This is a genomic window from Schaalia suimastitidis DSM 15538 (assembly GCF_000429105.1).
In the GTDB taxonomy this organism is placed as follows: domain Bacteria; phylum Actinomycetota; class Actinomycetes; order Actinomycetales; family Actinomycetaceae; genus Pauljensenia; species Pauljensenia suimastitidis.
Map to the genome: position 1 here is coordinate 156109 of NZ_AUBF01000008.1, position 20284 is coordinate 176392.

Annotated in this window: 13 protein-coding genes and 1 CRISPR repeat array; of the genes, 3 read left to right on the forward strand and 10 right to left on the reverse strand. The window is 56.7% G+C overall.

Going from position 1 to position 20284, the window contains the following annotated elements:
* Positions 1-104 precede the first annotated feature (104 nt).
* The 8 genes from purM to G438_RS0104225 all read right to left on the reverse strand — a co-directional run bounded on the left by purM (position 105) and on the right by G438_RS0104225 (position 9565).
* Positions 105-1226, reverse strand: a complete 1122-nt coding sequence (purM, locus tag G438_RS0104190) for a phosphoribosylformylglycinamidine cyclo-ligase (RefSeq protein WP_026460272.1) — start codon at positions 1224-1226, stop codon at positions 105-107.
* 77 nt (positions 1227-1303) lie between these two features.
* Positions 1304-2887, reverse strand: coding sequence for an amidophosphoribosyltransferase (purF, locus tag G438_RS0104195; RefSeq protein WP_026460273.1), 1584 nt, complete (start codon positions 2885-2887; stop codon positions 1304-1306).
* Between the two features lie 170 nt (positions 2888-3057).
* Positions 3058-3456, reverse strand: a complete 399-nt coding sequence (locus G438_RS10755) for a cation:proton antiporter (RefSeq protein ID WP_051259280.1) — start codon at positions 3454-3456, stop codon at positions 3058-3060.
* A complete protein-coding gene (locus tag G438_RS10760; protein ID WP_051259281.1) occupies positions 3450-3827 on the reverse strand; it encodes an MrpF/PhaF family protein in 378 nt (125 codons plus the stop codon). Before G438_RS10760 ends, G438_RS10755 begins: the two co-directional genes overlap by 7 nt.
* Positions 3824-4375, reverse strand: a complete 552-nt coding sequence (locus tag G438_RS0104210; protein WP_026460274.1) for a Na+/H+ antiporter subunit E — start codon at positions 4373-4375, stop codon at positions 3824-3826. Before G438_RS0104210 ends, G438_RS10760 begins: the two co-directional genes overlap by 4 nt.
* Positions 4375-6144, reverse strand: a complete 1770-nt coding sequence (locus G438_RS10765; RefSeq protein WP_084403064.1) for a Na+/H+ antiporter subunit D — start codon at positions 6142-6144, stop codon at positions 4375-4377. Before G438_RS10765 ends, G438_RS0104210 begins: the two co-directional genes overlap by 1 nt.
* Positions 6141-6671 (reverse strand): Na(+)/H(+) antiporter subunit C, encoded by a 531-nt coding sequence (locus G438_RS10770; protein WP_084403066.1) that lies wholly within the window; start codon positions 6669-6671, stop codon positions 6141-6143. Before G438_RS10770 ends, G438_RS10765 begins: the two co-directional genes overlap by 4 nt.
* The gene (locus G438_RS0104225; RefSeq protein ID WP_026460275.1) at positions 6668-9565 is read right to left on the reverse strand and encodes a Na+/H+ antiporter subunit A; all 2898 of its coding nucleotides are present in this window, start codon (positions 9563-9565) and stop codon (positions 6668-6670) included. Before G438_RS0104225 ends, G438_RS10770 begins: the two co-directional genes overlap by 4 nt.
* A gap of 278 nt (positions 9566-9843) precedes the next feature.
* On the opposite strand from G438_RS0104225, the gene G438_RS0104230 reads away from it, so the two are divergent.
* Positions 9844-12387 (forward strand): (Fe-S)-binding protein, encoded by a 2544-nt coding sequence (locus tag G438_RS0104230; protein WP_026460276.1) that lies wholly within the window; start codon positions 9844-9846, stop codon positions 12385-12387.
* 192 nt (positions 12388-12579) lie between these two features.
* Here G438_RS0104230 and G438_RS0104235 read toward each other — a convergent pair whose 3' ends face one another.
* Positions 12580-13668 (reverse strand): Gfo/Idh/MocA family protein, encoded by a 1089-nt coding sequence (locus G438_RS0104235; RefSeq protein WP_051259282.1) that lies wholly within the window; start codon positions 13666-13668, stop codon positions 12580-12582.
* A gap of 152 nt (positions 13669-13820) precedes the next feature.
* Positions 13821-15485, reverse strand: coding sequence for an L-lactate permease (locus G438_RS0104240; RefSeq protein ID WP_026460278.1), 1665 nt, complete (start codon positions 15483-15485; stop codon positions 13821-13823).
* A 230-nt stretch (positions 15486-15715) separates the two neighbouring features.
* Here G438_RS0104240 and G438_RS12625 point away from each other — a divergent pair, with 230 nt between their 5' ends.
* Both G438_RS12625 and G438_RS0104255 read left to right on the forward strand, forming a co-directional pair.
* Positions 15716-17593: a BCCT family transporter gene (locus G438_RS12625; RefSeq protein WP_051259283.1), complete on the forward strand. Its 1878-nt coding sequence runs from the start codon at positions 15716-15718 to the stop codon at positions 17591-17593.
* A 1800-nt stretch (positions 17594-19393) separates the two neighbouring features.
* On the forward strand, positions 19394-19687 hold the full coding sequence (locus G438_RS0104255; protein WP_026460279.1) for a hypothetical protein: 294 nt from the start codon (positions 19394-19396) through the stop codon (positions 19685-19687).
* A gap of 264 nt (positions 19688-19951) precedes the next feature.
* Positions 19952-20284: a CRISPR direct-repeat array (repeat unit 28 nt; unit sequence GGATCATCCCCGCGCTGGCGGGGAAAAC).

Genomic DNA, 20284 nt, shown 5'->3' on the forward strand with positions numbered 1-20284 from the left:
CAAAGCTGAGGGGGAAATGCCGAGCCAGACGACAGCCACAGTAGTCACCGCCACCACAAGCCCACTAAGGGCACTACTTTTAAGACAGTCGGTACTACCCGTTTTTAAGACAGTCGGTACTGCCCGCTCATGGCCACCGCGCCCGCAGTCACACCTTTCGCGCCACGCACCACACGCGCACCAGAAGCGCCCACCCACGCCTCGTCATGAACCACGCCAAGGACCCACGCCTCGATACCAGCCTCACGCGTGGTACGAATAACCTGGTCAGCGGCATCAGCTGAAACGACCGCGACCATGCCGACCCCCAAGTTGAGAGAGTCTTCCAATGCGTCCCACGTTACGTCTCCGCCGCGACGCACCCAGTCAAAGACCGGCGGAACACTCCACGAACTGCGGTCAACGCTTGCAGTCACGCCTGTAGGTAGTACACGCGACACATTGGCAGCCAATCCTCCGCCAGTAACGTGGGACAGGGCATGTATTGCCTCAACGCCATAGGTCTGGACAAGGTCAAGACAAACGGTGGTGTAAAGCCGTGTCGGTTCAAGTAGCTCTTCACCTAGGGTGCGGCCAAAATCTGCCACCTGTGCTTCTAAGGGCAGACCAACACGGTCAACCACAGCGCGCACCAACGAATAGCCATTCGAATGCAGACCCGACGAGGCCATGGCCACAAGCACGTCACCAGGGCGCACACGCTGTGGGCCAAGCACTTGATCGGCATCCACAACGCCGGTGGCTGCACCCGCAATATCGTAGTCATCGTCAGCCATCAAACCCGGATGCTCTGCCGTTTCCCCACCAACAAGCGGGCACGCAACCTGCTGGCACGCCTGAGCGATACCGCGAACAATATCGGCAATACGTTCGGGCACGACTTTGCCACAGGCAATATAGTCCGTCATCAGCACCGGGCGGGCCCCGACGACCACGATGTCGTCAACCACCATGCCCACAAGGTCTTGACCAATGGTGTCGTGGATATCCAGAGCGCGCGCTAAAGCAATTTTTGTTCCCACACCGTCCGTAGACGTTGCCAGCAGTGGGCGTTTCATCCCCAGCAGTGCCGAGGCGTCCACCATTCCCGCAAAACCTCCAGTTGCGCCCACCACGGTGGCATCATGCGTGCACGCCACTGCGGCTTTCATCAGGTCCACCGCGCGATCGCCGGCAGCGGTATCGACACCTGCAGTAGCGTAGTCAAGGGGCTTGGTGTCAGTCATCATTTCTCCTGCGACGGTGGGACGGTGGGACGGTGGGGATTGTGATCGAAATGGGCCTCGCGCGCCCGTTATGTCGGCTATATTCGCGCGCCAGGTGTGCCAGGTATTGGCGTACCTTCGGGCACGTCCTCAGGATAGTCGCCGGTGAAACACCCCAAACACAGGGCTGTTCCCTGACCGGTGGCTTCCACCATGCCATCCAGGGACAGGTAAGCCAAGGAGTCGGCGCCAATCGAGGCCCGCACCCCCTCCACGTCAAGGGCTGAAGCAATCAGTTCAGCGCGTGTAGGAAAGTCGATACCGAAGAAACATGGCCACGTCACCGGCGGCGATGAGATACGCACATGTACCTCAGCAGCCCCCGCCTCGCGCAGCATCGTCACCAACGCACGCTGCGTATTGCCGCGCACAATCGAGTCGTCGATGACGACAAGCCGTTTACCTTCGATAACGTCACGCAACGGATTGAGTTTGAGGCGAATACCTTGTTGCCGCAAGGACTGGGTAGGTTGGATGAAGGTGCGACCCACATAGGCGTTCTTCACTAGGCCCTGCGCGAAAGGAATACCGGATGCTTCCGCATAGCCAATGGCAGCGGGCGTACCAGAGTCTGGGGTCGGAATGACCAAGTCAGCGTCGATGGGGTTTTCTTTGGCGAGCAATGCGCCCATGCGGTGCCGTGATGCGACGATCTGTGTGCCGCCGATCTTGGTGTCTGGTCGCGCCAGGTACACGTATTCGAAGACGCAGGTATTGGCGTTACTGATGGCAAAACGGCGAGTGTGGACGCCAGTGGAGTCAATGGTGATCAGTTCGCCTGGTTCGACTTCGCGCACAAAGGTCGCGCCGCACAGGTCAAGGGCTGCGGTTTCTGAGGCCAACACCCACCCGGAGGAGAGGCGGCCAAGGACCAGTGGTCGGTAGCCGTGGGGGTCGCGCGCCCCATACATGGTGTGCTCATCCATAAAGACCAGCGAGAATGCGCCCTTGAGTCGCGGCAATACTTTGAGCGCGGCACCAACCAGGGCGCCTCGGATACGTTCTTCGCTTTCTCTGAGGTGGCCTGCCTGTTGGATTGCCGAGGTTTGGGTAGCGTCAGTCGGCGTGTGTGTCCCTTGGGGGATGAACGGCGCAGGGCCGGGAATGCGATCGGCCATCCCGAGCAGGGCGGTCACGATGCTGGTGTCTGTGGATGCGCCACGTTCAAAATCATCGTCATCACCAGCGATAGAGGCTGCGAGCTGCCTCAGTTCAGCGGTATTAGTGAGGTTACCGTTGTGACAGAGGGCCACGGTACCAACCGGGGTTGGGCCAAGGGTCGGTTGAGCATTGCGCCACGTATCCTCACCGGTGGTGGCATAGCGCACATGCCCCAGGGCGATGTGACCTTTCAAGCCTTGGAGGGTTTGTTCATTAAAAACCCTGTTCACAAGCCCCTGATCTTTATACACGAGGATAGATTCACGGTCGGAGGTGGCGATACCCGCTGACTGTTGGCCTCGGTGTTGCAGAGCGTAGAGCGCGAAATACGTCAGACGTGAAACGTCTTCACCGGGTGCCCACACGCCAAAGACACCGCAGTGGTCATGTGGTCGATCGTCCTCGAAAGGGTCAACGCTATCGAGAAGGTGGTCCGTATGATCCTGTAGGGAAGCACGCACAGGCTAACTTTTTCATACTTGGCACCTTTGATGCCACTATGGTCCGACAATTGGCGAGGCGCAGCAAAGTCTGGGTGCAGAACTCCCCTTTCGTCCCGGCCACTAGCGCCAATCCGATGCCCTTAGTGGCCTTGGTGCTGCACCGTGCAGGCGCAAGCTGAGCTGTACTTTTAGTACTGCACTTCTTCGTCGGCCGGCTCATCAAGACGGTGTGTGCGATCGAAGGCGCGTGCCACCAGATGAGAACCGACAGGGACGGTCACTGCTTGAAGGATAAGGACTACCACGCCGGTAATCAGCCACCATAGTGACGCCGTTTCCACAACAATGCCGGTGCACAGCACGATCAGGCCAAGGTATTGGGGCTTTGATGCCACATGCATACGCTCATAAGGATCTTTCCTGATGGCAACGCCAATTGCAGCAATCAATGTGAGCACGGCACCCAACAGGATGAGGAGCGCCCCAATCCACGTGCGTACCTGCGCCCAGTCAATACTGCTGATGAGTGGCCCTACGCTCGATTCGGTGGTCAGGGCAGTCGAAAGGGCAGCGGCGGCAATCACCATTGCTCAGCCTCCTGTTCCGCCTCGTCAAGAGCCTCCTCTTCAATGGCTTGGCGGGCCTGCTGCTGGATCGCAGCTTCTTCCCGCGAAAGGATGCGCCGCTCCCCCACGACCTCGCGGGTGACGAAGCGTGCTGCAACCACTGATGTGATGAAACCTGTGAGCGCTAAAAGGATCAGTACCAGCGCCAAATCAGAACGCGCCCACCATACGATGAGGACCGCAACGAAAGTAATCGCCACAGCTGTTAGTACGTCACTGGCAACGACACGGTCAAGGATGGTCGGGCCGATTCTCATGCGCCACAGTGTGAAAATGCCTGCCACTGCGGCAATCACCAAGGACGCCAAGTGGATGTAGTCAATGGCGCTCATCGGCTGCTCCTCACATCTGTCAGACGAGGGTTGGGGCGTGGCAGTATCGGCGTGCCTGCCACTGCGGCAAGGAGTCGCTGTTCGAGCTTAAGAACTTTCGTCTGTACGCCACGCACTCCACCTTGTGCAGGGAGATCCAATACGTGCAGGTCAAATGCGCACGTGTCGTGATGCACTTTGACCACCAGTGAACCCGGAACCAGCGATGTCATGGCCGACATTATGGTCAAGTGAACCGGATCAGGAGAGTTCAGCGGCACATGCACGACCCCGTTGGTCACCTCGCGTCCACTGACAACGATACGTATCGCATGCCACGAAGCCACAACAAGGTCTTTAAAAAAGACGCCCAGGAGCACAACGATTGCGATAGTTCGTAAACGCCACCTGGTATTGGTCTGCGGCAGTGGGAACAGCACCTGCACGACGATGGCAACCAGCAGGCCCGACATTACGTGCAGGGGTGCCACTGAGTGGAATACCAGCAGCCACAGCAGCGTGAGCCACACCGTCATCGCTGGCGATATTCGCCGCAATACACGCTTCATCAGTGTTCACCTCCGCTAGTTGCGTCGTTCTGGTCAAGCGGTGGTGCGGTCGGGTCAGGCGACGGTTCCACATTAAGGTCATTGGAGGAGTATTCATCTGAAGTACCTGACCCACGACCGTCGTCGCCAAGGACAGCTTCAACATAGGCGCGCCCACCAATCTGGTCACGTGCGGCTGAGGACATGTACTCCCACAGTGGCCCTGAAAACGCCGCCATGGCAACTTGGACACCGACCAACACGGCTACCACCGCGTACATGAGGCGTGTCGAGGCATTCGCACCCGTTTCCCCTTCGGTGCGCGCCTGGTCCGCCACCGCCTCGGCACGCCGAATAGCGGGAACGAGAACCTGACGTGCCCGCTCAAATTGCCGTTCGGCACGCGCTTTGACAGCTTCGCTGGCGTCAGGCCTTACCAGCGGAGTGGTCATATAGCTATACCGGTCATCCTCACCCTGCCAAAAGGCAAGCGCCCACCATTTCACCAGAACATACAGGGTAAGGAACGACGTGATAAGACCACCCGCAAGCAGTATCCACGCGCTCGGCGTCGCTAATTCGACCGAAGCGCGGGCCAAACCCAGCTTGCCAACGAAGCCCGTTAAAGGGGGAATCCCCACCAGGTTAATACCTGAAACAAAGAAAATACCGGCAAGGACAGGCGCTGTCTTCGACAAGGAATGGAGCCGCGCCAGCGACGTTGTTCCCATCCGTCGTTCAATAAGAGCCGCCACCAAAAATAGGCTGGTTTGCACCACAATATGGTGGGCAGCGTAGTAGATCGTGGCAGCTAAAGACGTTTCTGACAGTATGGCAAGACCCCACAGCATGTAGCCAATATGTGACACCAGCACAAAGGACAGGAGTCGCTTAATGTCATTTTGTGCGACGGCGCCTACGATACCCACCAGCATGGTCGCCATGCCAAGAACGGTAAGTAGCGCACTGAGGTTGTCGCCAGGGAAAAGCAGAACTTGAAGTCGGATCAACGCATAGACGCCAACTTTCGTCATCAGGCCGGCAAAGACCGCCGTGACAGGACCTGGGGCGGTCGGATAAGAGTCAGGCAACCACGCGTGCAGCGGAAAAATAGCTGCTTTAATGCCGAATGCGGTCAGCAGCACGACATTAATCATTAAAGCAGTGCCTGGATCGATTTCTTGAAGCCGCTGCGCCAAATGGCCGAGGTTAACGGTTCCCGTTGCCGCGTACGTCAGTGCAATACCGGCAAGGAAGACCGCCGATGACAGGAGCGACACGACAACGTACACCGTGCCTGCACGTACACGCCCGCGGGTCGCACCCAAAGTAATCAGGACAAAGGACGCGGCAAGGAGGATTTCAAAGCCAACAAAAAGGTTGAAAAGGTCACCTGTGATGAATGCGTTGGCTACCCCCGCTGACAGGATCAAGAATGTCGGGAAGTAGATGGCGACAGGGGTGCGCGGATTGTCATCAACGGTTGACTGCGACGTGGAGTAAACCAGGACCGCCAACGTCACCACCTGACTGACGACCAACATCGTTCCTGACAGGCGGTCAATGACCAGGGTGATTCCGATAGGTGCCGCCCAGGAGCCAACGTCAAGTACCTGCGGACCCCAATGCGCTGCGTATGCTAAAGCGAAAGACACCACGGTAGTCGCCGACAGTGTGAGGAGCGCAAGGAAACGCTGCAGCCTCGGCCTGCGGAAAAGAACCAAAACCATACCTGCTGCAAGCAGAGGCAACAGAACCGGAACGGGAACCAGCCACGCAAGGTCGATCATGGGCGATCCTCCTTGCTAAGGTCAAGATCGCTGGCCTGAGGCGCCAAGCCTTCGCGGCCAGGACCAGCGGCTCCGGCAACACCGTCAGCAGCTTCTTCGTCGTAGTCAATATTGGCGTCTTCGGCACCGGTTGCCGCTTCTTCACGTGCATCCACGGCGTGTTCCGTTTCAATGCGGCGCGACAGCAAACGGTCTTCAATATCGTCGACCACTTCATCGTGACCTGCTAGGCGCCACTGCCGATACGCCAAGGCAAGACCGAAAGCGGTGGTCCCCAGTGACAGGACGATCGAGGTGAGCATCATAGCTTGCGGTAAGGGGTCGGACATGGCCGCCACATCTTCTGAGCCAATCAACGGGGGACGACCTGCGGCTCCACCAGAGGCCAACAGTAGGACGTTGACGCCGTGAGTGAGTAAGCCTAGACCGATGAAGATACGTGACAGGCTGCGTTCCAGCAGCAGGTAAACGCCGCAACCTACAAGAACGCCAGCGATGACAAGCAGGGCTACCGATGGGATATTCATGCGTTCACCTGCTCTGTGTGTTCACGCGCGTGAAGGTCAATTTCGCTGCCAAGGGTCGATACGAGGTCAAGGACCAGACCGATCACGAGGACGTAAACACCGACATCAAGCAGCATGGCGGTCGTGAAATGGATTTCGCCAAGGACACCCAAACTCCAGTCAATAGCCGTTGATTCTAAAACGGTATTGCCAGCAAGAAGTGGCAGCAAAGCCCCCAAACCGGCAAGGAAAAGACCAAAACCGAGGACACGTCCCGCGGACAGTGGCATTGCCTCGGCCAATTCGTATCGGCCACCCGCCAGGTAGCGTAGGAGGAAGGCCAATCCAGCCACAACGCCCCCAACGAAACCGCCACCTGGGCTGTTGTGCCCAATAAATAGCAGCCACACGGACAATACCAGCATCGTGTGGAATAGCAGGTGGGTGACAACTTCCATCACTGTGGAGCGTTCACGTGGATCCAGCAAGGCAACACCGCGTAAGAAACGTGGTGTTGCTGCCGACGTGGTAGCGCGCGGCAAACTGCGGGGACTACGGCCTCGGGAACGCACATGGATAAGGGCCGCAACACCGGTGGCAATTACCAGAAGGACTGACAATTCACCCACAGTGTCCCAAGCACGAATATCCACAAGGATGACGTTGACAATGTTTTTTCCGTGACCAAAGTCCAGGGCTTCTGAAGGCATCAATGTCGCCACCGAATCGTGGATACGCGCCGAGGAGGCGTACAGTCCAGTGGCGACCACACCGACACCCGTCACTAACGCAAGAGCAAAGCGCCACCAGCGAGAACGTTGGAGGGGCCGGTCAGAAAAGTAGGTGGGAAGGCGCCGCAAGACGAGGACGAAGACGACAATACCTACCGCCTCGACAACGATTTGGGTCAACGCAAGGTCGGGGGCACCTTGACTTGCCCATAGGAGCGCCACCCCAAGACCTACCGCGCCTAGGAGGATAGCGGCACGCATACGGCCTCGGGAACGAACGGTAAGAATGGCAGCTAGGACGATGACGACGCCAATTGCGACCTGCGCAGCTGAATCAGCCCACCGGATCGCAAAGTATTGCGGCGGCGCAATGATGAATACGCCGCTCACCAGCAACACAAGGGTGACAACGATAACTGACAGGTCCCATGGCAAAGAACCGCGTTGAATAAGTCGAGTGATGCGCGCTGACACAATGTCGAGTTCGTGGATACTCCACGCATACAGGTCCACAAGTGCCACACGTGGCGCAAAACGTTCTTGGAGCCTTTCTACGTTCCGTCCAGCAAATGCGAGGAAGGCTCCGACGCTGAGGATCGCAGCGGTGATCAGTGCTGGCCCCCAGCCGGACCACCATACTAGGTGGGCACTTCCAGGAAGGGTGTCTGCGCCAAATGGTGACAAGACGTGTTCAAGAGCTGTGGGAAATAGACCAATTAACGCACCGCTTGCTAATAGAACAATCATGAGCACCATCAATGTGGGGGTGCGTGTGCATTTATGCGCGGCGATGACACTGCCCTTGACTGATGTGGTGCGGCAAATATCTTCGTCATCTGGCAGTGGCCGCGTCCCAAAAGCTCCCCACCATGCACGCCATGCGTAGGCAACGGTAAGCGTCGAACCTAGTGCAACGGCGACCAAGACCAGCACATCGGCCCACGGTGTTGCCTGTGTCCACGCTGCTCCACTTCCGTGTAACAGTGCGCTAATCAGTGCTTCTTTGCCTAGGTAGCCTGTTGTCAGCGGGATACCTGCCATCGACGCCAATGCCACAGCACCCGCCGCAGCCAGGACAGGTTTGCGTCTGCCGACACCACTGAGGCGACGCCAGTCGCGCCTACCGGTTGCCTGTTCGATGGCCCCCACGGTAAGGAATAGGGCCGATTTGAAGGTGGCGTGGGATACCAACATGACCAAACCTGCCGTCATGGCAGCGGCACTCCCCTGTGCGATGGTGGCGATAATCAGGCCGAGTTGAGATACGGTGCCGTGGGCTAGAAGCAATTTCAGGTCGTATTGTCGTAGTGCGCGCAGTGCCCCTAGGCACATGGTGACAAGACCGAAGATCACTAAGACTGGACTAAATGCTGGGACCTGAACGAAACCTGGTGTGAGGCGGGCAATGAGGTAAACTCCTGCTTTCACCATCGCTGCAGCGTGCAGATAGGCCGACACGGGTGTGGGGGCTGTCATTGCGCCGGGCAGCCAAAAGTGGAAAGGGAGTTGAGCTGATTTGGAGAGGGCACCCGCCAAGACGAGGAAGGTAGCGACGATCACCAATGGGGAGGATGTGTCAAGGGTGCCGTTGGCTGCGTTGGCAACCAGGATGCTGATCCTGTAGGAACCTCCGGGCGCCTCGGCCAGCATAATGAGTCCGGCAAACATTGCTAATGCGCCCGACGAGGTCAGCAGTAGGGCCTGGCGTGCGGCGAGGCGCGCGGGGCGACGTTCGTGGTGGTGGCCGATGAGCAGGTACGACAGGATCGACGTCGCTTCCCAGAAGGTGTACAGCACCATCGTGTGATCTGCTAAGACGAGGCCAAACATGACGCCAGCAAAGAGGGTGAATATTGAGGCAAAGCGCCGCAGGCCGACCGAGGCGTCGGTGAAGTAGGCGCTGGCGTACAGCAGGACGATTGCGCCCACGCCACCCACGATAAGACTCATCACCCAACCAAGCAGATCCATTTTCAAGCTGATGGTCAGGGCAAGTCCGGGGATCCACGTCCACGTGTTGGTGATACTTCCGCCTGCCATTATGGTGGGGCTGTGCCATAGGGCGTAAATCAGGGCTGAAGCGGGGATGGCTGCGAGGATGGCCAGTGCGCGACGACCCATTGCATCCACAAGTGCAGGGGCGATGATCGCGGCACACAGGTGGGCAGCGATCACGGCGAACATTACGGCTCCAGTCAGGGATGGGAGTCGGACGGAACTTTGTTATCTTTTAACAATAATGGAATCCGCGTCTTTGTGCGCTTTCAACACAAATCTCACCTCGCATGTGACACGACTCCAGTGAGCACATGTCCTTCATGTGGGTCGTGGTCGATAAGTGCTGCTGCCCCAAGAAACGACGCCACCGATTGGACAGGTCCATACCACTGCACTGCGCCTAGTCAACGCTATGCGTGGGACAATGGAGCGGTACCGTTATTCAGCTATCGACTGGAGTTTGCATGGCAACGCCCGTTTTGTCTGTTGTGAGCTGGGTTGTGGCATTATTTGCCACCCTGTTTGCACTGATTGCCTTCGCGCGTGGCCTTGCCCACTTGTGGCGCCAATTTTCTTCAGGAACGCCAGAACCTGGTCGTACCCGCCCTGTATTGCGTCGAACCTGGTCGCTAGTGTGGGCTGCACTCTCTCACCGCGAATTTCGCGGCCGTCCGCTGGTGAAGGCAGCGCATTGGCTTGTGATGTTGTCCTTCCCCGTTCTTTTCCTTACGTTGACCTCGGCCTACGTGCATCTGCGTGACCCTGAGTGGGTCTTGCCGCTGCTGGGCAGTTTTGCGCCGTGGAATTGGCTGGTGGAGTTTTTCGCGTGGGGAGGGCTCCTTGGTATTGGTGCCCTCATGTTCGTGCGGTCGCGCGAAGGCACCGGTTCGATTGCCGAGGCCGCCCTGTCCTCGCCCAATAACGCGCGCGATGCGGCCCTTCCCTCTCACGAAGCCGCCCTGTCCTCGCCCGAAGCGGCCCTTCCCTCGCCCGTTAACGCATCCGGCACCTCTGCCTCGTCATTGCCGCGCCGCGGCCAGGCCAATCGTTTGGCTTCCCGTTTCCTTGGTTCGACTCGATGGCAGGCTCTGTTTGTTGAGTGGGTCATCCTCATTGTGTGTGCCTGTGTAGTGGTCCTGCGCGCCCTCGATTATGCGCTGGTCGACATTGCGCGCACTCACGAACATGCTGCCATGTGGTGGAATTACCCAGCGACGTGGTGGGCGGGCGAATTAATCGGCGTCGTTTCCCCCACCCCCACCGCACTTGCTAATGCCATTGTCGTGGTGTCCCTGTTGAAAATCTTGGCCTCAATGGTGTGGCTGATGGTGGTAGGTGTCCAAACGTCAATGGGTGTGGCGTGGCACCGTTTCCTGGCTGTGGTCAATATTTATACGCGCCGTAACGCTGATGGTTCGAAGAGCCTGGGCCCAGCAGCTCCGATGCTCATTGATGGCGCTCCGGTGACAAGTCCCGACGCTTTTGACGATCTGGGCGATGACGTGCATTTAGGGGCGGGCACTGCTGCGGATCTGTCATGGAAAGATCGCCTTGACCTGTATACCTGCACTGAGTGTGGTCGCTGTCAGGAATTGTGTCCAGCGTGGAATACCGCCAAGCCTTTGTCGCCGAAACTCCTCGTGTTGGCTATGAGGGATCATGTGCAGTCGTTGTCGCGTTTGGAACTGCAGGAACGCGAGGTTACCGACGCGGAGATACCCGGTGTTGGGGGTCTTGACAGGCTCGCGCAGATGGAACAAGACGGCACGATGCTGCTGGAAAAGGGCGCTGAGCCTACACCTCACAGTATGGATTTGCTTGATATTTTGTCGGTGTCGGGCACCAGTGGTCCGCAAGGGGCTGCTGACGTTTTTACTGATCTTGTCCCGCATGTGGTCAGTGAAGAGGCACTGTGGGATTGCACGATGTGTGGAGCCTGCGTTGACCAGTGTCCGGTGGATATTGAACATATTGACCACGTCCTTGACTTGCGTCGCCACCGTGTCCTGATGGAGGCAGCATTTCCGCGGGAACTGGGACGTGCCTTCCGCGGTATGGAATCCAAAGCAAATCCGTATAACCAGCCAGCACGTAAACGCATGGAATGGGCCAAAGGCTTAGATTTCGAGGTTCCTGTCATTGGGGTGGATATTGAATCTGCTGAAGATGTCGATTGGCTGTTCTGGGTGGGATGCGCTGGGGCATTTGATGACCGAGGCCGCGCCACCTCTGCTGCCGTTGCTGAGCTGCTGCATATTGCGGGCGTGTCATTTGCTGTATTGGGTTCTGGCGAGTCCTGCACAGGTGATGCGGCTCGGCGTGCCGGTAATGAGCCGCTATTCCAAATGCTTGCTGCTGCGGCTATTGACACACTGAATGATGCGAAGGTTCAACGCATTGTGGTGAGCTGCGCTCACTGTTTTAATACGATTGCTGGAGAGTTTCCGGAGCTTGGTGGCCGCTTTGACGTGGTCCACCACACGCAGTTGCTTAACCGTTTAGTGCGTGAAGGGCGCCTGACACCCCTTGCGCCATCTGCTGGTGACGCCTCGCCAACTGTCACGTACCACGATCCTTGCTACTTGGGTCGTCACAATGAAGTGTATGAACCGCCTCGTGAATTGGTGGGTGCTTTGCCGGGTGTGACCCTGGTGGAAATGCCTCGTAATCGTGAGCGCGCCATGTGTTGTGGTGCTGGTGGTGCGCATGCGTGGTTTGAGGAAACCCGTGGGGTGCGCATTGCTGATGCGCGTATTGTCGAGGCGGCTCAAACCGGTGCTGATATTGTTGCCACAGGCTGCCCCTTCTGTTCGCAGATGCTAGGGTCTGCGACTGGTTCGTCAGTTGGTTTGACGCCTGAGGCAGGTCTTCCGGACGTGGCGCTAGGTGAAGACGATGCTGATCCAGCACGCTCTGCATCGGGTGGAGGATCTGGTCACCCATTGCCTGAGGTCAAGGATGTTGCCGTGATGCTTCTGGAATCAGTGAAACGAGGCGCACAACAGTAGTCGCGGCGTCTGGCGCCCAGCGCGGATATCGCACCGTTGCAGGACTCAATTACGTACAAGCATTGTCCCACATTGGTTTTACGCCCTTTGCTGTGCGCCGCACCAGATACCGTGAAATAGGCGGGTTCTGTATGGATTACCCCACCTGCCTATGCCGCAGGGTGACACTGTCGGCATGTTGTGCAAGTCGTATTAGTCGTAACTTAAGTTGATGCGTTCACGTACCTGATCCATCAACTGCATCACCTGGAGGGTATCAGTCCAGGGCATAACCGAGGATTGTGTCAAACCTGCGGTAATGCAGCGTGCCACTTCAGCGGCCTCGTATTGGAAACCACCGTCAACGGTGGCGTCCCACGACGTGATGTCACCATAAGACCCTGCTTCAGGGAATTGACGCAAGCGGATTTGGCCTGGCCGGTAGAACTGTTGAGGCATTTCAATGGCACCCCATTCGCAGACGACTTCTGCTGCGGTGGCGCTACGCCCGTCAAGGTTTGCAGTTGCAGTAGCCAAGGCGCCGGCCCCTTCGAAGATGGCTGCGACCTGAGCGTCAACATCGGCCTGGGTCATATGTGCTGACGCGGCACAAAGGCGCGTGGTGTTTCCCAGGACGCTTTGTATGAACGAGATGGGGTAGACACCAAGGTCAAGGAGCGACCCGCCACCAAGTTCTTTCTCGGTCAGTCGTGGTACGTGGCGCAGAGCTTGGCCGTGGTCAGCGTGGACGGTGACGACTTGGCCAAGTGCCCCCGCATCAAGGATGCCTTGCATGAGTGTGTGTTGCGGCAGGTGGCGTGTCCACATGGCTTCCATAAGGAATGTACCTGCCTCGCGTGCGGCGGTGAGGACACGCTGTGTTTGTGCGCTGTCCATCATGAAAGGTTTTTCAACGAGGAGTGCTTTACCTGCCTCGATGGCCATATGTGCGAGTTCTTCGTGATACGGGTGGATGACCGCGACATAAACAGCGTCGACCTGATCATTGGTCAGCAATTCCTGGTAGGAACCGTAGGCAGAGGCAATATTGTGAGCTGCTGCGAATGCTTGGGCACGATCGGTGTCGCGGGCGGCAACAGCAACAACGGTGGATCGAGTGTGTGCTGGGACGTCACGTGCGAAGGTATGAGCAATACCGCCCGCACCGAGTATGCCCCACCGAAGCGGCGGCGCCGTCATCGGGTCGAGGATGTGGGCGTCTGCCCAGGGGTGGCCACCTGGCAAAAGGTCAGCCATGGCCTCGGGAATAGGGGGAAGATCAGCGTGAGACTTCAGTGTCATGCCCCTATCCTGCCACCTCCCTTTCTTCGGCGCGAGGCAGAACGCAGGTCGCACAACCAACGCGCGAGGCGAAACACAAGCCTCACGACAAACGCACGAGGCGGAACACAGGTCGCACGACTCACGCGCGAGGCAGAACGCAGACCGCACGATTAGTGTGCGATAAGGAATCCCAGCACGCCGATGGACGCGAGGAACGTAATCACGCCCAGTAGCGTCACCAAGCCCAAAGAATAGGGCGCAGCTTTACGCAGCAACTCCGATTCCAAGCCCTCCTGCTTGACCGCAGTGGCGGCAATAGCAAGGTTTTGTGGGCTCACAATCTTTCCGGTACCGCCACCGATTTCGTTGACTGCTAGGAGCAGTTGTGGGCTCAGGCCCGCCTGTTGAGCCGCTGCGGAATGCAGATTAGCGAAGAGTGCGCCAGCAGAGGTAGCTGATCCAGTCACCGCCGTACCAAGCCATCCAAGGAATGGGGCGAAGAAGGCGAAGGCGGCGCCGGTTGTGGCGAGCCATGTGCCAATTGCCACCGTTTGGCCCGAGAAATTCATGGTGTAGGCAAGGGCCATCACGCACGCGATGGTAAAGATTGCGGTTTTCAGGCTCGACAAGGTCGTGCCAAGGGTGGCAATACCTTGCCGAATAGTGAATGGAAAAAGGCCACCGGAACTTGTCGAAGCATACACCAGTGTCACCACTATGCCTGCAAACAGCAGCATCGTCCCAGGTGACGACAGCGAGGAGAGCACGAAAATCGTGTCCTTTGAGACTTCGCCAGCAACCGTACCGATGTTGCCGTCAAGGCCGGGCCATGGAATTGGCAGATCGGTGGATTTGAGGGCCGCTGGAATATCCCAGCCGATGCGCCATAGCTTCGCAACAGCGAAAACAGAGACGACGAAAATATACGGCAGCAAAGCCAATCCAATACGTGCAGGGCTGATTTTCATGCGCGCAGTGTCAGTTTCTGAGCGTTGCTCCTCAGGCGTTGGGGGACGCCACACCACCAGAAGCAACCCAGTGAGAACAAAGGAAATCAACGAGGCCACCACAGCTGTCAGCTCAAAAGAGATGAAGTGAGCGGTGATGAAGTGTCCCGCTCCCATACCCGCCCCGGAAACGAGGGCTGCTGGCCATAACTGGCGGACTCCTCGCGCCCCGTCGAACATCGCAAGTAAGAGGAACGGAATAATGAGGAAGAAAATCGGGGTGATGCGGGTACTTGTGGAGGTGAGGACCTCGGTGGTCACGCCGCCCAGTCGTGCGGTGGTAATCATGGGGATTGCCATGGCACCGAATGCGACATTGAGGCTATTGCCGACCATGGTGGCAAGGGCAGCTTTCAATGGGGACAGTCCCAGTGCCAGCAACATGGCGCAGGTAATGGCAACGGGTGCACCGAAACCTGCCAGACCTTCCAGCATTCCGCAGAAGCAGAAGGAGATCAGCAGGGCTTGAACGCGAAGGTCTCCTTTACCGACTAGGGAAAAGATCGTGCGCACGTCGGCTGCTCGACCTGAGGCTTCAGTAATGTTGTAGAGCCACACCGCTGCAACAACAATGTAACAAATGACGAGGAGGCCAAATACTGCGCCTTGACTTGCCGACAAAAGCGACAGCGAAAGCGGCATTTTTAAAGCAAAACCTGCTACAGCTAACGCCACTGCAAGGGAACCAATGGCACACCAGTGAGTGGCAATCTTAAATACGCCCAGCATGACGAAGAAAACGAGAAGCGGCAATAGCGCCAAAAGTGCCGTGATGGGTAGTGAATCGGCCACTGCCGTAGTGCTCGGGGCAAAAAGTGTAGGTAGCACGCTAACTCCCTGTTTTCCGCATGGGCGGGTTGTCGACGGACTGCTTGTGACCTGAGACTATCGAGGTTCACCGAAAATTGTAAGAGGCGACCATCTTTGCCTGTCAGGCGTTTAGTCGCTGCGGATGTCAACCAACGGGCAGTATGGTTATTAACAAAACATACGCGCGTATCACACACATATGAGCTGACATGCTGTCGTTTCCAAGTAGCGATGAGGAGAAAAGCTGGATGCTTCGCCGTGCTTCCTTCACGGACATCACGCCGTCACTACGTTGGCCAGTCTTTGGTCTTGCTGCACCCGTCATTATCTCCGTTGCCATCGCTGGACTTTTTGCTCCACAACAGATCGCACAGCTTTTCACACACGCTGTTGAGTGGGCGGGCCGCTATTTCGGTTCGGTCTACATGCTGGTAGCGACCGGGGTCTTGGTGCTGGTCGTTGGACTGGCACTGAGCCGCTTTGGTCGTGTGCGCCTCGGCGCGGACGATACACAACCTGAGTATTCCACTTTCTCGTGGGCCGCCATGCTCTTTGCGGCTGGCATCAGCACCGATATTATGTTTTTTGCTGTCGCTGAGCCTGTATTGCAGTACCTGTCGCCGCCCATGGGACAAGGACAGACGGTACAGGCGGCTCGTGAAGCGGTCGTCATGACGATGTTTCATTATGGTTTGCACGGGTGGGGGTTATATGCGCTGCTGGGGATGGCATTGGCATATTTTGCGTATCGACGAGGCGCTGAACTGTCCTTGCGTTCAGTGCTGCGTCCGGTGCTCGGTCCGTTAGCCGATGGTTGGGTTGGACATATTGCTGATGCTGCTGCCCTTGTTGGCGGCATGTTCGGTATTGCCACCTCTCTTGGCGTAGGGGTGGTTCAGCTCAGCGCAGGGTTGAATGTAATCTTCGGTGTCACTGCTGGGTTACCTACACAAATGATGCTTCTGTTGATCGGTATTGGAGTGGCGTGCCTGTCGGCACTTACCGACATTTCACGAGGCATCAAAATCCTGTGTTCAGCAAATGTGGCTTTGGCTGGAGTACTGACAGGTTATGTGCTCATCACAGGACGCACTGCGTTCCTCATTGATGCGCTCGTGGGCAATCTGGGTGATTTTGTGCGGCTGTTACCCGCATGGAGTCTAGAGACCTACGCATGGGAAAGGCCGGATGCGTGGCTCAATACATGGACCTTGTTTTTCTGGGCGTGGTGGATCACGTGGGCAGCATTTGTTGGCATATTTTTAGCGCGTATTTCTCGTGGGAGAACGATTCGACAATTCGTTGCAGGAACACTGACTATTCCTTTTGCTTATGTGGTGATTTGGGTGGGGATTTTTGGCAATTCCGCAGTGGATCTTGTTCGCGCGGGGGCGGGGAGGGCCTCGGATATGCACACTGATGGAGGTGCAGCTGCGCTTTCCCATGCCGACGCCGGTGCTACGGTCGCGCCCGGTGCCGAGGTGGGCGCAACGGTCGTTCCCGGCGCAGAAGCAGCTCCCACGGTCGCGCCCGGTGCCGAAGTAGGCGCAACGCTTTTGCCCCACACCGACGTAGGCGCAAGCAGTGCCAGCGGCCAAGCTTTCGCAGATTTAATTACGAGTACACCTGAAGCCGGCCTATTTGAGATGCTGGCTTCACGCCCCTTCGGTGTGGCAGCTGTGGTGCTCGCAGTGGTCGTTGGGGTTTTGTTCTACGTGACCAGCGCCGATTCGGGCGCGCTTGTAATGGCAGAACTGTCAACAAAACCCGCGCAGGTGCCCGAACAGGTGCCCGAAAGACAAACTGCACGCCATGCCGCAGCCACCCCCCAATGTTCACTGGCCACGATGCAGCCCACCACTGCCTCGGCAATGGACCAGCAAGTCTGCCGCGACTTGATGGCACCTCATATGTCGCGACCATCAAAAGCGCCTCAAAACGCTTCAGCCATGCCGCTGCTGCGGATTTTCTGGGCTGTGTCCACCGGGGTACTGACCCTTGCGATGCTGCTGGCTGGCGGCATTCCCGTACTGCAGAGCGCCACCGTGGTGATGGCCTTGCCATTTACCCTGGTCGTAGTCCTATCCGGCATTTCCCTAGTGAAAGAACTGCGGCGATGCGAATAGATTGGCGGGTGTTTCGTCAATGTGGGAACGCACTAATAACTGAAAGGCTCCCATTAAGCATGACGTTGCTTTCGTCCGTCAGTAGGGAAATTAAGTAATTAGTGGAATATTTCAGACGATGAGTCATGAACTGTGATGCTAGATTGGGCATTGTCCGAAAGCGCCGTCACAAAATCACACGACCTCTGCATGACCTTGCTACATGGAATTACGGCCAAGCGATCTCGTCGGACTCTCTGACTTGAGGCTACGTCGGAGGATATCTTTCTCCTGACGAGACACAGAAGCACTCTCTGCCCCTTCCAAAAAATTTTCATCAGGAATGCCGGTCGTAGGATGAATATGTGCCGCGATAACTGTTGGACTATCATCTCTGCGCGACACTTCTGGAGCGAATGGTAAAGCCGCCAATATTCGTTTGCAAAAGACTCCAAAACAACTACAGCCTTCCCTTGAAACCTCTCTGAAAAGGCCGGGGAAAGGGAGTCATAGGAGCGGAGAGTGCGTCCGCATGATTGGAGTCGCGATTGATGTTGTCTGCTGAACTCCGACAAGAGTGTCACATCATTGTCTTTTCACAAAGCAGATGCAGGCAGCACCAATTGTTGCGTTCTTAATGTTCAAGAAGGAGAACATCATGCGATTCTGAGCGCCGCCATCAAATACTTTGAGACCAGTCATTCAACATGACCCGTTTCGGTTACCGCTCTTGCCTGTGAGTCGTACTGCTCTGACAGACTGATGGAAGGACAGGTGCCACTTGCTTCAGAAATACTACTTCATCATCAGGAACATACTTGTCTTGGGAAAGATACTCATCGCTATCTGGAGACAACTGCGGAATGTCACCAGCGTCAACCTCGGGCGCTCTTATTCTTTTGTGCATTCGCCGTGGTGAACTTACAAAGATCTTTGAAGAGACAACGCATGGTTCACGCGAATTTTCCCTTAATCATTTCTATATTCCTAATTCCTAGCGCGCCAATAGCCGAGCTAACAGTTCTATAACCACTTCAGCAGTGATTTAAGTGGCAACATCCCTCAAACTGTCACGCATGACACCGCAGAAGGTTCGTCGCATGGATTCACAATCCGCAGAACAATGGTCCCTCTGCGTCTTGTCGGGGAGAAAGTTAGGTAACACAAAAAGTTCGATTGCTTTCTCCACTACTGTCATGCTGTCCGAGTTTTGCGCGGCATGACTCCACACTGAAGGCACACCACGCCCAACTCGTGTATCCATCCCCCACGCGAGTAGGGACAACGCCGGGCACAAGTCACCGGTCCCTCTAATAGAAGGGTCATCCCCGCGTGAGCGGGGAAAACGGTGAGACGAGCAACCACGCACAGGTGCTGCAGCGGCTTCTCCAGTTGATAGTAGGCAGGAGACTCTACGCATACCGCAGGGGAGAGATTCCTCTGGGGACATCAACGTTCCAACTGCCATGTTAACCCTAGATGTTTTGTAGCATGAGAGGGCTGCGCGCAGTGGACATAGTCCAGAGTCTACGCAGGTGAACAAAACAAAATTACCGGCGCACTGGACGAAAGAAATGTACGTCGAAGCAATACTGGCAATCGTTGCAAGACCACAACATGTGCTCAGACAGCATGACCGTGTTCATCTGAAGGGTGAGAACAACAACGTTGTTTTAGAAATATCGATATCGACGATGCCTAGAAAAGTTCCAAGAACTACTCATGCTACCCCTCGCCACGTCAAAGAAGTAGCATGGAGGAAAACAGACGGGACAACAACAGAGGAATTGTTCGATTCCTTAAAGTGAAAGGGGTGGGCACTTGTTGACATTTGACGAAGCAGTCGCAGCTTCAAGAGAAGAAATCGCAGAATTCGCTCCAAACAGCGAATCTTTAGAGCACGTTGACGAAATGATCTCATGCGGTGAACCAACATGGGGCATTTCGGACGCGTACACGCATTTGAGGGTAGATGGATTCAGATTTAGCGCCCCCATTCGTAAATTTTGGATGGAAAACCTTAAAGACTGTGACGAGGACGCAGAATACGGCGAATGGGTATTCAGGGAAGACCTCCTTAAAGACGGCGCAGCCACAATGCCTGTAGAAATCTGAACAGTAGGCAAACAACCCCTGCTCGGAACAACAAGCGGGGGTTTGCCATGAAAAAGGGAAACCGTGTTTATAGAAATCGACATAGAATGATCCCCGCGTGGGCGGGGAAAACACGCGGGCAAATGGGCGTCCATCCGCCTGGTAGGGATCATCCCCGCGCTGGCGGGGAAAACCGAGTACGCGAACTAGGCGACGCCTCCGTCCCCGGATCATCCCCGTGGCGGGGAAAACTGTCAGGAATGACAATTCGTTCGCGTCCGTCAGGGATCATCCCCGCGCTGGCGGGGAAAACTTGTGGTAACTGTCCCACGATCCGGTGTCGTCGGGATCATCCCCGCGCTGGCGGGGAAAACCACTAGGCGCGACACCGTAGCACTACCAGTGACGGATCATCCCCGCGCTGGCGGGGAAAACCTATCCGAATAATTCGAATAATCAGCCAATTGCGGATCATCCCCGCGCTGGCGGGGAAAACACGGTTCTAGCATCGCTGATGCTGTTAAACGCAGGATCATCCCCGCGCTGGCGGGGAAAACGTCAGGAGGTTGTGCCCTGGGACTGGTGGAATCGGATCATCCCCGCGCTGGCGGGGAAAAC

Bases quoted from the DNA above. Each gene is read 5' to 3' on its own strand.
- G438_RS10760 (WP_051259281.1), bottom strand. From the start codon at position 3,827: ATGAGCGCCATTGACTACATCCACTTGGCGTCCTTGGTGATTGCCGCA.
- G438_RS10770 (WP_084403066.1), bottom strand. From the start codon at position 6,671: ATGAATATCCCATCGGTAGCCCTGCTTGTCATCGCTGGCGTTCTTGTA.
- G438_RS0104230 (WP_026460276.1), top strand. From the start codon at position 9,844: ATGGCAACGCCCGTTTTGTCTGTTGTGAGCTGGGTTGTGGCATTATTT.
- G438_RS0104225 (WP_026460275.1), bottom strand. From the start codon at position 9,565: ATGTTCGCCGTGATCGCTGCCCACCTGTGTGCCGCGATCATCGCCCCT.
- G438_RS12625 (WP_051259283.1), top strand. From the start codon at position 15,716: ATGCTTCGCCGTGCTTCCTTCACGGACATCACGCCGTCACTACGTTGG.
- G438_RS10765 (WP_084403064.1), bottom strand. From the start codon at position 6,144: ATGATCGACCTTGCGTGGCTGGTTCCCGTTCCGGTTCTGTTGCCTCTG.
- G438_RS0104235 (WP_051259282.1), bottom strand. From the start codon at position 13,668: ATGACACTGAAGTCTCACGCTGATCTTCCCCCTATTCCCGAGGCCATG.
- purM (WP_026460272.1), bottom strand. From the start codon at position 1,226: ATGACTGACACCAAGCCCCTTGACTACGCTACTGCAGGTGTCGATACC.
- G438_RS10755 (WP_051259280.1), bottom strand. From the start codon at position 3,456: ATGGTGATTGCCGCCGCTGCCCTTTCGACTGCCCTGACCACCGAATCG.
- G438_RS0104210 (WP_026460274.1), bottom strand. From the start codon at position 4,375: ATGAAGCGTGTATTGCGGCGAATATCGCCAGCGATGACGGTGTGGCTC.